Source organism: Butyricicoccus faecihominis (assembly GCF_014648015.1).
Lineage (GTDB): Bacteria > Bacillota > Clostridia > Oscillospirales > Butyricicoccaceae > Agathobaculum > Agathobaculum butyriciproducens.
On record NZ_BMQH01000012.1, the window covers coordinates 19,465 to 33,442 of the forward strand.

9 protein-coding genes and 1 CRISPR repeat array are annotated in these 13,978 nt (G+C 56.8%); of the genes, 1 reads left to right on the plus strand and 8 read right to left on the minus strand.

Going from position 1 to position 13,978, the window contains the following annotated elements:
* Nucleotides 1–101: 101 nt before the first annotated feature.
* Nucleotides 102–3,278: an ATP-binding protein gene (locus IEY11_RS11825; protein WP_188886628.1), complete on the minus strand. Its 3,177-nt coding sequence runs from the start codon at nucleotides 3,276–3,278 to the stop codon at nucleotides 102–104.
* Between the two features lie 209 nt (nucleotides 3,279–3,487).
* Between IEY11_RS11825 and IEY11_RS11830 the strand changes: the two genes are divergently transcribed.
* Nucleotides 3,488–4,444, plus strand: a complete 957-nt coding sequence (locus IEY11_RS11830; protein ID WP_188886629.1) for a ketopantoate reductase family protein — start codon at nucleotides 3,488–3,490, stop codon at nucleotides 4,442–4,444.
* A 97-nt stretch (nucleotides 4,445–4,541) separates the two neighbouring features.
* Here IEY11_RS11830 and IEY11_RS11835 read toward each other — a convergent pair whose 3' ends face one another.
* The 7 genes from IEY11_RS11835 to cas4 all read right to left on the minus strand — a co-directional run bounded on the left by IEY11_RS11835 (nucleotide 4,542) and on the right by cas4 (nucleotide 13,965).
* Nucleotides 4,542–7,331, minus strand: a complete 2,790-nt coding sequence (locus IEY11_RS11835; protein WP_188886630.1) for a molybdopterin-dependent oxidoreductase — start codon at nucleotides 7,329–7,331, stop codon at nucleotides 4,542–4,544.
* 20 nt (nucleotides 7,332–7,351) lie between these two features.
* Nucleotides 7,352–8,896, minus strand: coding sequence for a sodium:solute symporter family protein (locus tag IEY11_RS11840; RefSeq protein ID WP_188886631.1), 1,545 nt, complete (start codon nucleotides 8,894–8,896; stop codon nucleotides 7,352–7,354).
* A 15-nt stretch (nucleotides 8,897–8,911) separates the two neighbouring features.
* The gene (locus IEY11_RS11845) at nucleotides 8,912–9,181 is read right to left on the minus strand and encodes a hypothetical protein (RefSeq protein ID WP_188886632.1); all 270 of its coding nucleotides are present in this window, start codon (nucleotides 9,179–9,181) and stop codon (nucleotides 8,912–8,914) included.
* A gap of 47 nt (nucleotides 9,182–9,228) precedes the next feature.
* Nucleotides 9,229–9,903, minus strand: coding sequence for a cysteine hydrolase family protein (locus IEY11_RS11850; protein WP_188886633.1), 675 nt, complete (start codon nucleotides 9,901–9,903; stop codon nucleotides 9,229–9,231).
* Nucleotides 9,904–10,143: 240 nt separating this feature from the next.
* A CRISPR array of direct repeats spans nucleotides 10,144–11,835; the repeat unit is 32 nt; unit sequence ATTTCAATCCACGCTCCCGCGAAGGGAGCGAC.
* A gap of 186 nt (nucleotides 11,836–12,021) precedes the next feature.
* Nucleotides 12,022–12,312, minus strand: a complete 291-nt coding sequence (gene cas2 / locus IEY11_RS11855; RefSeq protein ID WP_118730144.1) for a CRISPR-associated endonuclease Cas2 — start codon at nucleotides 12,310–12,312, stop codon at nucleotides 12,022–12,024.
* 10 nt (nucleotides 12,313–12,322) lie between these two features.
* On the minus strand, nucleotides 12,323–13,354 hold the full coding sequence (gene cas1c / locus IEY11_RS11860) for a type I-C CRISPR-associated endonuclease Cas1c (RefSeq protein ID WP_188886634.1): 1,032 nt from the start codon (nucleotides 13,352–13,354) through the stop codon (nucleotides 12,323–12,325).
* On the minus strand, nucleotides 13,351–13,965 hold the full coding sequence (gene cas4, locus IEY11_RS11865) for a CRISPR-associated protein Cas4 (protein WP_243184004.1): 615 nt from the start codon (nucleotides 13,963–13,965) through the stop codon (nucleotides 13,351–13,353). The genes cas1c and cas4 overlap by 4 nt, the downstream gene beginning before the upstream one ends.
* Nucleotides 13,966–13,978 lie beyond the last annotated feature (13 nt).

Below are 13,978 nucleotides of genomic sequence, written 5' to 3' on the forward strand. Positions count from 1 at the left end.
TTTTTGAGCATTTGCAGAGCAAATGCTATTTCATATGCGCGCTGCCGCGCGAAATGCTGAAAAATGCTGACTATATGACTTTTCGACAGACTGAGGACGCTTTACGCGTCCTTTTTTGCAGTTCGGTTATTTTTCACCCATTCGGCAATCGTCTGCTTGACCTTCTTTATCTGCAGTGGCTTTGCCAGATGGGCATTCATGCCTGCGGCGAGGCACTTTTGTGCATCCTCGTAAAAGGCGTTTGCGGTCATGGCGATGATGGGCAGCGTTTTCGCGTCCGGTCGGTTGAGCGAGCGAATGGTCTTCGCAGCGTCAATGCCGTTCATCACAGGCATCATCACATCCATGAGAACTGCGTCGAAGGTGTCCGGTGGATTGTTCTGCACGATCTCCACAGCCTGTTTGCCATCCGTGACGACGGTTACGGTCGCTCCTTCGTCGGTCAGCAGAATCTGTGAGATTTCGGCGTTGAGTGCATTGCCCTCGACGAGCAGCAGCCTGCAGCCTGCAATGCTGATATCCGGCGCGGCATGTGCGTCCGGTGTCTGCTCGGGAGACGGTGCAATTTCAAACGGCAAGGTAATCACGAAGGTGGAGCCGACGCCAAGCTGACTCGTGACCGCAATCGAGCCGCCCATCCGGTCGACAAGCTCCTTGGTGATGGTCATGCCGAGACCGGTGCCGTGATAATAGCTGCGCGCGTCCTGCTTTTCCTGCGTGAACGGCTCAAAAATATGGTCAACAAAGTCCGGACTCATGCCGATACCCGTATCCGAAATCGTCCAGCGGTAGATGCATTTGCCGTCCTGTTCACCGAGCGAGTCCGTACGGGTGGTGATTTTACCGCCGGGACGGTTGTATTTGATGCAGTTGCTGTAAATATTGAGGAAAATCTGCCGCAGATGCAGCGGACTGCCGTAAATATACGGGTACGGAATGATGCATTTGTCCTTTTCGTACACCCACTCAATGCCGGCTTCTTCGGCGCGGCCGACGATAATGGTAATGATATCGCGGGTCAGCTCCACCAGACTGATGCGCTCATGCGTGAGGACGGTCGTGCCCTCCTCCAGTTTGCTCATCTGCAGCACATCGTTGATGAGCGACAGCAGGTGATTGGCGGAAATCTGCATTTTTTTGTGATTTTCCAGCAGCAGCGCCTTGTCATCAAAGTGGGTTTCGTCCACCTGCAGCAGACCGATAATGCCGTTGAGCGGTGTGCGGATATCGTGACTCATGCGTGAGAGAAATTCGGTTTTGGTGCGGTTCGCAATACGCATTTCATCGAAGGCGGCCTGCAGACGGGCGTTCTCCTGCTCGTCGCGGGCGTGCATCTGCGAGGTATCCTGCAGCAGGATAATCGCCGTGACCATCGGCGTTTCGGCATTGATTTCCGGATCGAACACGGTGGTCTGTGTCATCAGCACGGTTTTCTGTACCCAGCGGATGGCGCCGTCATCCTCCTGCACGCAGTATTCCACCGTGATGTGTTTTTCACCGGCGGCAAAGCGCTTGAGCAGACGGGCACTGGTATCTGCCGTGCGGTAGCTGCCGAGTGTTGCCGGTGTGACGCGCTTGCGGTACTCGTCGCAGTAGTCGCGGTAGGCGCAGGGAAGCGGGTAGTCGAGGAACAGTGCCCGGTCCGAATCGCTCTTGCCGGCAGGTGAAATGTTGCGCTCGAGGGTGTCGCGCGTGAGGTTTACCGTGTAGATTGTGCCTGCCATATCGAGCAGCGCGTCCACATAGCTGTCGTTCTCAAGGATAGACTGCTTTAGCTGCTCGTAGTACAGCGTCAGCTGCTCCTTCGGGTCGATGGCTTGGTCGGCGTTCAGCCGAATGGTCTCGAATGCGAGGATGAAATGATGCAGCCTGCCGTTTTTGTCCCAGTCAATCGGAAGAACGGTCAAACGGCTGTAGCAGCTTTCCTCGGCCGCGTTGTACTGCAGTTCGAGGGTATCCTCTGCGCTGTGCAGGCCGCGCTGCAGTACGTCAAGCTGCAGCGCAGAACGGACGCGGCTGCGCTCGTTTTTAGCAGCCTGTTCCTCGGCAATCTGCTCGACGGCGCTGGTGTAGCTGCCGTCCGATGCCAGAAAAAAGTTCTCGCACGCGCGGATAGTGCGGTAGGTGTCCAGACGCGCATCGCAGTACAGGCAGTCGGAAAAGCTGCGGTGCAGGCGGTTGACCCGCTTCAACAGCTGAAAATCCAGCCGCTTTTCGGCGGCGGCTTCCTCACGCTTGACGTGGTTTTTGTTGATGTACATGTTTTTGTCCGCAAGGTCAAACAGATCGCGCATATTGCTGTCCGGATTGTCCGATGCAAGCGCAAAGCCGGCCGCATAGCTGAGCGGTGTATCCGGATGCTGTCGGGACTCCTCGGCAAGCTGTTTACGGACATGGGAAAGCAATTTCTGCAGCGCATCGGCATCCGGTCCGTGCGTTATCGCGAGGAACTCATCGCCGCCTGCACGGCCGACAAAATGCTCCTCGGGCATGGCCGCACGCAGCGCGATCGCAAATCGCCGGATGTATGCGTCACCGGCCTCATGGCCCATGCTGTTGTTGATGCGGCGCAGATTATTCAGGTCAAAGCTGCACACGCCGGTTTCTGGCGCAGGCGGCGTCGGATCGTCGAGCAGCTCCTCGCACTTGTTCTTGTTGGGCAGGCCGGTCGCGGCATCCAGATAGACCTTATGCTGCAGAGCACGGTTCATCGCAGCCGTGTGCAGCGCCTGAAACAGCTGGTAGCCGATCAGCAGCATGAGCACAACGATATCCGCGGTGATGTACTTCTCCAGAGCGGAAAGCGAGGTTGCCTTGCGCTGCGAGTACGCCTCCGCCAGACCGGTCGCGTCGTCGCAGATGCCGAAAAAGGTTTCGCTGATGGGAATGATGTCCGTGTTATTTGAGCCGACTGCGCGCACGCGGCCGATCTCCTGCTTGAGCGCTTGAAAATAGTCGTCCAGTTCCTGCATTTTGCTTTGGAAGGCGTCATTGTTCAGCCGCACGAGGTTGAGCTCGTCGCTGCCGAAGCGCAGTCCGACGATAAACGCGTCAATATCTGCGAGCATGCCGTCCTGCGGCTGACCGGAGATTTCCAGCTTGACGATACGCTGGGTCATGCCGCGCACGAGTCCGGCGTAGTTGACGATACGCGCGGTGCCCTGAACACTGGCAACGAGGTTCATCATCCAGACGATCAATATAGTCAGCACGACTGCCAGTGCGCCAATGGCGGCGTTGACGATGCCGGTGCTTTTCTTTTTGGGGTTGCCAGCCATGTGCAATGCCCTCCTTGCAGGCTGTCGAATTTTGTCGAACAAATTAGACAGGTGAGAAAGTTATATATAAAATTATTATATCGTGAAAAGGGAACAGATGCAATGACAGAAGCGAAGAATCACACGCTTCACAGAGATATCCACAGACTTGTGGATACATTGCCGATTTTGTGCTATAATGCAGAAAAAAGCAATCGGAGGGACAGAGGATGAAGCTGCGTTATATGATTATCGGTGCCGGTGGCGTTGGCGGACCGGTAGGCGCGTATTTGAGCAAATCCGGTGCGGATACCATGCTTATTGCACGCGGAAAGCATCTTGCGGTCCTGCAGGAGCACGGCTTGACGCTCGTATCCGGGGAAAATGAGCGCGAGAGCATTCCGGTCAAGGCGATCGACATGGACGGCTTTCTTGCCGCGCGGGAGCAGGGCGCTCCCGCGCCGGATGTGATTTTCGTGTGTGTCAAAGGATACTCTCTCGCGGATACCGTGCCGTTCATCCGCAAGGCAGCAGGCAGGGACACGGTAGTTATTCCGGTGCTCAACATCTACGGCACGGGCCGTGCCCTGCAGGCGGAGCTGCCTGAGCTGCTCGTCACAGACGGCTGCATCTACATTTCGGCCAACAGGATTGCGCCGGGCGTCATTCAGAAGCACGGAGCGATCTGCCGTATCGTGTACGGACTGCCGAGCCACAAGACCGACCATCCGGTGCTGCAGCAGGTCGAGACCGATCTCAAAAACGCCGGGATCGACCCGGTTTATTCTCCCTATGTCGAGCGCGACACGCTGCTCAAATTTGCATATGTGTCACCGAATGCGGCCTGCGGACAGTATTATCACGCAAAAGCTGCGGAAATGCAGCATCCGGGCGAGGTGCGCGACAGCTTTGTGCGCCTGATAAAAGAGGTCGCTGCGATAGCGAACAAGATGGGTATTCCGCTGGAGAGCAGGCCGGGGGAACTGGTCGAGCGCAACCTGCGCATTCTGGACGCACTTGCACCGACTGCGTCTACCTCTATGCAGCGCGATATGGAAGCCGGAAAGCAGTCCGAGGTGGATGGTCTGATTTATCAGGTTGTGCGTCTGGCAGAGCAGTATGGCGTGGATGTGCCGGAGTACCGCACAATCGCAGAGGCGGTAAAAAAACAGACGGAAAATAAGTGAAAACGGCAAAGACCCGGAATCTTCCGAAGAAAGATTCCGGGTCTTTGCGCTATAGATGGTGATGCTGTTTCGACTGTCATTGTCAACAACGACAATTTCACTGCACACCGTCCGATGGACGGTGACATTCGCAATCCTTTTCGAGCGCCTGAAGCTGCTGCTCCATGGTCGGCACCTCGCACTTGCCGGTGCGGATGGCCTCGAGCACGACCTCGGGCGACGCAGGAACCTTATTGATGCGCACGCCGATGGCACGCGACACGGCGTTGAGAATCGCCGGTGTGACGGGCACGGTCGCAACCTCGGAAATGCCCTTGGCACCGAACGGGCCCTGCGGTTCCGGGTCCTCGATTAAAATAATCTCGTAATCCGGCGTATCCTCGGCACGCGGCAGACCCAGCTGACGGTACAGCGTCTTGACCGGATAGCCGTTCCTTGTCGGATAACCCTCGGTCAGTGCGTAGCCCTGTCCCATCGAGCAGGAGCCGTGCATCTGTCCCTCGATGATATGCGGATTGATGGCGCGGCCGACATCGTGCGCCGCGATGATTTTGAGCAGACGAACCTTGCCGGTCTCCTTGTCCACCTCGACAATGGCGGCCTGCGTGGCATACGCATACGCCGGAAAATTGCGGTATTTTGCACCGCGCTGCTTTGCGCCCTCAAAATCGCCGATGGCGAAGCAGGGGTCGGATGCATAATAGTATTCCGCGCGGCGTTCTTCGCCCGGCCGCCACGGACGGCTGTCTAAATCCTGCTTGAGCTTGACGCACGCCTCATATACCGCACGGCCGCCGCACAGCGTCTGCCGCTCGGAAACCGATTCGCCGGTGGGGATAGTCAGCTCGGTGTCGCCGTTGGTGATGTAAATATTTGCGATATTCATGCCGAGCGTTTCCGCCGCGATCTGCGTCATGGCTGTGCGGAAGCCCTGTCCCATATCCGTGCCGGAAACGATCATGTGCAGGCGGCCGTCGCCCTGCAGAATCAGCTTGCACGCGCCGTCATCGGTGAAAATACCCTTGCCGACGCCGACATTCTTAAATCCCGAGGCCATGCCCCATCCAAGTACCTTATTGCCCTTGGGATACTGGCCTTCGTATTCCTTGAGTGCTTTTCGCAAACTTTTTTCGCATTGATTGATGGTATCCATCATACCCATGCTGTATTTTAGCACCTCACCGCCGACTGACGTTGCACCCGGATAGACGGCATTGCGCCGGCGCAGCTCGAACGGGTCGATACCCAGCTTTTCCGCCATCATATCCATTGCGGTCTCAATCGAAATCGCCGCCTGATTGATGCCGTAGCCGCGAAACGCGCCGCCCTGCAGATTATTGTTGCGGATCGCCGAGCCTTCCACCTTGACATTGGGAATGATGTACGGGCCGCCGCTCATCAGCGCACCGGTCATCAGCGTGCCGTAGCTTTCGCATTCGTACGGGCCGCCGTCCGAAAACATGCGGCAGTCCAGATACTGGAACTTACCGTCCGGCGTAAAGCCGATCTCGTAATCCGTATGGTAGCCATGGCGTTTGGTGGTGAGGATTAAATCCTCCTTGCGCGTCAGCGTAATCTTGACCGGCTTGCCGCAGGCATGAGCGGCAACAACCGCCGGTGCTTCGAGAAATGAGTCGCATTTTTTACCGAAGCCGCCGCCGAGCGGCGTTACGATAACGCGGATATCCTCCTCCGGCTTGTCCAGAATCTTTGCTAGCATACTGCGGATTTCGAACGGCGCCTGTGTGCAGGAATAGAGGATCGTTTTGCCGTCCTGCACCATGCCGATAGCCGAAACAGGCTCCATGCAGGCGTGCTCCTGCGGCTCAATATCCTTGGAGACGTTGAGCTTGACGATATCCGTCCGCTGCTTTGCCTGCTCCACATCGCCGCTGACGCGGCCGGTGTGTACGATGAAGCTGTTTTTGCGGTAGCCGTCCGCCATGGTGTAGATACCGGGCAGTTCTTCATAGTCGATTTTAACCAGTTTGGCGGCCGCTCTCGCGTGCGCCGCCGTATCCGCGACAACCAGCGCGAGATGGTCACCGAGAAACCGCACCTCATCCGTGCAAAAGACCGGCTGCTCCGGCGTCCATGTGCCGACCTTATTCATGCCGGGCACGTCAGCCGCCGTCACGATGCGCACCACGCCTTCTGCCTGTTCGGCGGCGGAGTAGTCCACCGCGTTGATCTTTGCGTGCGGCGCCGGCGCCCAGACAAATGCACCATGCAGCAGAGTATCTGCGCCGATGTCCTCAGCGGTGAGGTCGTCGCAGAATTTCAGTTTGCCGCCGGTCTTGTCCATGCCGTCCACATCCCAGACCGACTTGCCGACTGCGGAACCGGTGATTTCGGGCACGACCTGATTTTCCCCGACCACAATAACCGTGCTTTCGTGGCTGCGGAAGCTGTCGATATCCGGATCTTCCCCGCGCAGCCGCGCCGCTGCCAGCTTGACCGCCTCGATAATTTTGACGTAGCCGGTGCAGCGGCAGTAGTTGTTTTTCAGCCCGTCGCAGATTTCCGGCTCGGTCGGGGCCGGATGGTGCAGCAGCAGCGCCTTTGTCGCCATCACCATGCCCGGTGTGCAGAAGCCGCACTGCACAGCGCCGACATCGAGAAACGAGTGCTGAATCACCTGCAGCATGGTGTCGTTCGGTGCGTTTTCGATGGTTTCGACGGCTTTGCCGTCCAGTCGGCGCACGAGCGTCACGCATGAGCGCGTCAGCCTGCCGTCCACCAGCACGCTGCACGCGCCGCAGTGACCGGTGCTGCAGGCTTCTTTTGTGCCCTTCATGCACTTTACATTGCGGAGATATTCGAGCAGGGTGCGGTTTTCACCGTCCTGCACCTCGATTTGTGTGCCATTGAGCGTAAATCGTATCATGGGATTTCGCCCTCCTGCCGTTACTTGATTTTTGCTTTGATGCGCATGAAGCGTCTGTGACCGGAGTCAAGCGCCTCGTAAAAGTCCTCGCTGTCCTTCGGGTCATCCTTTGTCAGCTTGGAGACCACATACATCAGCACGAACGCGGTCGCCAGACCGATCGTGCCGTACCACACATAGCCGAGATCCCAGACGAAGAAGGTCAGGCAGATGATGATCGCACCGATCGAAATCGAGGTGATAGCGGCTTTTCGGGTTGCCCACTTGCAGTAAATGCCGAATACCAGTGCCGGGAACAGCGATTCGACCAGGGAGTCCGCGAAAATCATCAGATTGTAGACGTATTCCCAGTGCATGAGCGATACGCCGACCGTCACCGCGCCGAACAGCAGGATAACGACACGGACGACCGTGGTTTCCGATGCCTTGAACTTGCAGTGACCGATGCCGACCAGCAGGTCCTTGTAGATGATAGAGGACATGACCATCAGCAGCGCATTTGCGGTGGACAGACCGACCGCCAGTACGCCGATGAGGAACACGATCATCAGAATCTGCGCGAGCAGACCGTGCGTGCCCGCGATGATGTTGCACATATACGGGATAACCAGTTCGGTTTCCGAGCTGGTAAGGTCAGGCATGGCAGCCAGCGCGACCAGACCGATGAGCATCGTGCCGCCCCAGACGATGATCTGCAGGAACGGTGCAAGGAACGCCATCTGACGCTGGTCCTTCAGACCCGCGCTGTAATAGCCGGAGCGCACGAACACCTGCGGCAGCAGCAGCGTGTAGCCGAACGCACACGCAAGCGGATAGCTGACGCGCGACGGATAGGTGCATATGCCGATCGGACCTGGATAGGAGAACCAGTCCGGCGTCTGAACACGGACGGTCTGGAATGCCTCGATGATCGAGCCGTTGAATACGATCTTGAGCGTTACGAAAATAATTGCCCACAGCGCCAGAATGAAGAACCAGCCCTGTACAGCATCCGCCAGTGCGGTGGATTTTACGCCGCCGAGCATGACGAATACCGTCATGATAATGCCGCAAATGAGCGTAAATGTCTGCGAGGATACCGCGCCGCCGGTGGCCACCTCAGCCGCGCGTCCGCCGGCTACCAGTACCGCCGAGATAAACGGCACGGCGCAGATAATGTAAACAATGTCGATGATAACGGTCAGCGCCTTGGACTTGTAGCGGCAGAAGAAGAAATCTGCCGGAGTGGTGAAGTGCTTCTGCTGGTTGACCAGCCATACCTTGGTCATTGTAAAGTAGCAGATGATCGGGAACATGGAGTAGATGCACATCTCCGAGAAGAAGTAGCCCAGTCCGTAGCGGTAATATGCGCCCGGGCCTGCGAAAAATACCCAGACGCTCATGCAGGAGGCGATATAGGTCATGACCATGACCGGCCACTTGAACCGGCCGCCCTGCAGATCGACCTTGCCGGCGTCACGTTTTTCCTTCCATGTGGTGTAGCGCGCGATGGCGATTAAAAATAGAAAATATGCCGCAAAAACGATCCATACCGTTTTGCCTGAAAGTAAACCCTGTGTTGTCATTTTCTCTGTTATCCTTTATTTGTCCGATTCTTTTTGCGTTTCGGAAGCGGCAGGCGTCATATCCTCTGCCGTTTCATCCTGTTCCTCGTCCTCAATCAGAGGATACTCCTTTTCGGTCAGCTTGCAGCCGATATACACGGACAGCACCGTGCCGACAAAGCTGATGAGGCCGTGTACGATGCAGGCCGTTTCGCTGCCGTAGGGCGGGAAGCCCGGGAAATTATAGAATACCCAGAAGAACAGCACAGACGCCAGCCAGATTTTCTCTGTTCTGCCGATTTTCATTTTGTGTCACCTTGTTTTCTTGTTTATATGTAATTTCAGGTATGCATTTAGTCCTGAGAGCGCCACTCGTCGAGCAGCGCATCCGAATCCACGACAAGTCCCAGATGCAGCGAGATCATGCGCAGCGCAGGCTCTTCGAGGTGCTCGGAGCCACGGGTCAGGTCGCGCGGCACGACGACGCGGAAATCGCGGTTTGCGGCATCGAAGGCGGTGTTGATAACGCAGCAGTCGGTCATGCAGCCGGTGAGCACCACGCGGCGGATGCCGAGGTTGCGCAGCAGCAGTTCCAGATCGGTCGGATAGAACGCGCTCAGGCGCTTTTTGGTCGTTACCATGTAGTCCTTGTCGTGTACGTCGATGGACATTCTGTTCCAGCGTGTGCCTTCGATGGCGTGCTCTGCGATGTTGGGAATCTCACCGACCGTAACCGGAAACACCATGCGCCACGCAGACGGAAACAGCTTTTCGTCTGCACCGCCCTTACGCAGCGTTGAGCGGACATGGATGATTGGCAGACCGAGCGCGCGTGCTTCGTTCATGAAATGATTGAGCGGTTCGATGATCTCACGTCCTCGCGGAGACGGACATGGACAGTCCGGATCGGTTGACAGGTGTCCATCGTGCATGTCGATCGTAATGACAGCCGTATCGCGGCGATTAAGGAAAACCTGCTGTAATTGCTCCGGAACCTCCTTTTCGATGCTGTCAAAGTATGCTTTCATTTGATTTTTCTCCTTCCCGGCAAAACGCCGCAGCAATCTGTGCGGCGCTGTCAATAGCGGTATTGGAGTTATTATAGCACATGTGTCATGACATGTGCAAATGTTTTGGTCGGGGTGGGTGAAAGATTGTGAGGGATGGGGACCGGGGCGAGGTTGGGCGGGAGGATGGTGGTGCGGCTATCGCCATCGCTCCGCGAAGGGAGCGACAGCATACCGCACATCATTGACCCCAACACCGAAATTTCAATCCGCGCTCCCGCGAAGGGAGCGACGACGAGGCACAGTGCATTTTCAATAGCCGTGACTGATTTCAATCCACGCTCCCGCGAAGGGAGCGACCTGTGTCACCGGTCTGACCCCTGCACCTGTTGCATTTCAATCCACGCTCCCGCGAAGGGAGCGACGCAACCGTAACCCCGAATTGCGATGTCAACGTCAAATTTCAATCCACGCTCCCGCGAAGGGAGCGACAAGGACACCAAGATGCCACTGGAGGGCGCGACTTTTATTTCAATCCACGCTCCCGCGAAGGGAGCGACGCCAGGCGCAGCCGCTGCACAGCCGCTGGCGGCAATTTTAATCCACGCTCCCGCGAAGGGAGCGACTCTGCACGCTGGTTTCCATGGTCGTAGCCAGATCATTTCAATCCACGCTCCCGCGAAGGGAGCGACGTACGCCTGGCAGCGGAAAAAGCTATCATTTGGCATTTCAATCCACGCTCCCGCGAAGGGAGCGACGGTCCCCCCTGTGCCGCTGGGCCGCAGGGGAGGGAAAAAATTTCAATCCACGCTCCCGTGAAGGGAGCGACGCGATGAGTACCAACGCGGCCACTTGCGCGACTATATTTCAATCCACGCTCCCGTGAAGGGAGCGACGCTCCTGGGTAAAGCTGCTATCAAGCAGCAGGACATTTCAATCCACGCTCCCGAGAAGGGAGCGACAGCATACCGCACATTATTGACCTCAACACCGAAATTTCAATCCGCGCTCCCGCGAAGGGAGCGACCAGACGCTTTGCCAACGCCTCAACGCGGTCAGATGATTTCAATCCACGCTCCCGCGAAGGGAGCGACCTCGATGTCCTTGGAGTTATCCCATGCAAAGGTCTATTTCAATCCACGCTCCCGCGAAGGGAGCGACGAAGTAATAGCGTGATGCGTCCATATCATGGTCATTTCAATCCACGCTCCCGCGAAGGGAGCGACGCGCCAACTTGTTGCATATCACCATGACTGGAAAATTTCAATCCACGCTCCCGCGAAGGGAGCGACTTGCGGTGTACCTTCTCGTACTCAACACAACACCATTTCAATCCACGCTCCCGCGAAGGGAGCGACGATACGGCAACAGGTCGATCATCACGCGCTAAAGATTTCAATCCACGCTCCCGCGAAGGGAGCGACCAGCGTGTACCAGACTACTACCAGAGGGCACAGCAATTTCAATCCACGCTCCCGCGAAGGGAGCGACGCCTGTGGCTTCGAGATCATAGCAGGGGGAATTATTTCAATCCACGCTCCCGCGAAGGGAGCGACCATTGTACGTGCCGGTCTGCTCAGCCTGCGAAAGCCCATTTCAATCCACGCTCCCGCGAAGGGAGCGACGGCCGAGGAGGAGCGCGAGGAGCTTGCCGAGGAATTTCAATCCACGCTCCCGCGAAGGGAGCGACGCATGCGTTCCGGGGTTGTGGATAAGCAGCAGCGATTTCAATCCACGCTCCCGCGAAGGGAGCGACCTTGTCCGATCTTCGACTGACAGTTCCAGTCAGCATTTCAATCCACGCTCCCGCGAAGGGAGCGACGGTACTGATCTTGTTTTGTACTTAGCTTGTAATATTTCAATCCACGCTCCCGCGAAGGGAGCGACGCGCGCAAACCCATACATATGTGATTTCCAGTACATTTCAATCCACGCTCCCGCGAAGGGAGCGACAGCAAAAATCACCAAGACTATTCCCAATGATCTTCGCAAAATAAACAATTACAATAACAGTTTTACACAGATTTGTGCAAAACACAACTGCAAATTTGACATCCGATAAAAGTATTGGATATATCCTATCGGAAATTCCGGTGCGAAGCGCCGACGCTTTTCGGTTCGCTTACACTTCGCACCGCCTTACACCATGAGCACGCCCTCCGGCTCATAGCCGCGTTTCGTGCCGAAATGCTCAATCTTATTCTCATACTTGCTGCCGAGATAGTAAAATCGCAGACTGTCCAGTTCATCATCCATAATGGAGCACAGCTTCTGCTGCAGCATACGGCACTGAGCCGCGTCAATCAGGCATTCAAACACGGAATTCTGCACACGCTGTCCATAATTGACGCACTGCCTGGCAATCTGCCGCAGGCGTTTGCGCCCGGCGGCTGTTTCGGTGTTGACGTCATAAGTAATCACAACCAGCATATTCGACACCTCATTTCCACAAAAACGGCGGATAATCGTCCAGATCGCCGCGCAAATAGCGCGCCAACAGCAGTGCCTGCGCGTAGGGCACCATACCCCAAGACAGCTTTTCCTCAAGGTATGGGTGACGAATTTCCTCGCGCTTTTTCTCCTGCCAGCCCTGTAAAAAGGTTTTGCGGGCGTTCTCTGAGAGATAAACCGCACCGTTCTCCTGCACCTCAAAATCCTTCGCGGAAAACCTGCCGAGATTGACAGCCGAAAGCACAAAACGGTCTGCAAAGCACGGCCGAAGTTCTTCCATCAAATCGGCGGCAAGAGACTGCCGGCCCGGACGGTCGGTGTGCAGAAAACCGACATAGCTGTCCAGTCCGACGGCTTCCAGCGCAGCGGCGCAGTCGTTCGCCAGCAGGGAATAGGCGAACGACAGCAGTGCGTTGCATGGGTCGAGCGGTGGACGGCGCGAGCGTCCGGTGAATGAAAACACGTCTTTGTGGTTGAGAATCAACCGGTCGAATACATCGAAATAGATGGCCGCACCTGCGCCCTCCAGTCCGCGCAGAGAGCCTGAATCAGTCTCTGCCTGCACCTGCGGCAGCAGCGCTTTCAGCTTGGCGGAGGCGGCTTTGAGCGTTTCCGTGTCCACGCGCATGGCGTGGTCGCGGCAGGTGCGCTCGATGCTCCACCGCGCGTTGTAAATCTTGCCGAACACCATCATGCGGGCAATACGGCAGGCTTGTGGTGGGTCATCCGCCGTACGGTATTGTGTGCGTCGAAGCAATACATTACCGTTGCTCACGCCGCAGGTTCGCGCCAGAAACCGCCCGCGCGGTGTGCAGAACGACAAGCTTACAGCTCGCTTTGCACATGCGCCCATGAGCGCCGGGGACGCGCCTGCATAGCTGAAGCTGATAATTCCGGCGAGGGCATGGAGCGGGAAACGAGCCGTTACCTGCTTCTCGCGGTTGACGACAACATTTTCGCCATCGAGTGTCAGATAGGCGTCCTCGGAGGTGACAAACAGCGTGTTAAGCAGCTTTTTCATTCCTCCATCGCTCCTTTCAGGTAGACGGAGACAGATTTTGCCTTCATCAGCTTGGGCAAACACAATTCCTTGAGCGAGCAGGCCGAGCAGCCTTTCTGCGGTTTTACCTTAGGCGTGCAGCCGCGGCGCAGATAGTCGTGCATTTCGGCAAGGCTGTCGCGTACACGCTGCCGCAGTTCGTCTGTAAATTCGACAGGCGTCCGTCGGCGCGGTTCACCGTAGAACAGCGCACCGTCGGAAATCTGACAGCACAGCATTTCCTCAAGGCACATCGCCTGAGCGCACAGCTGCAGCTCGTCCGCGTCGTGCGGCTTGGGCTTGCCGCGCTTGTATTCGACCGGAAACGGTGACCACAGTCCGTCTCGTCCCTGCAGGGCAACGCCGTTTTCCGAGCGATGAAATTCCACCACATCGCATTCACCGGACACGCCGAGCACCGTCGAATGGATGCGCATGGCACGAACAATCAGCAGGTCGCCGCGGCTTTCTGTGCCGCCGCCGTGCGCTTTCTCGTGCAGAATCGAGCCGTCCACCGTGCGGTAATTCTCCGCCCACTGATGCTCCACATGGATGAGCGCCCATTGCCGACGGCAGAATGCGAAATGCTGCAAACCGGAGAGCTGG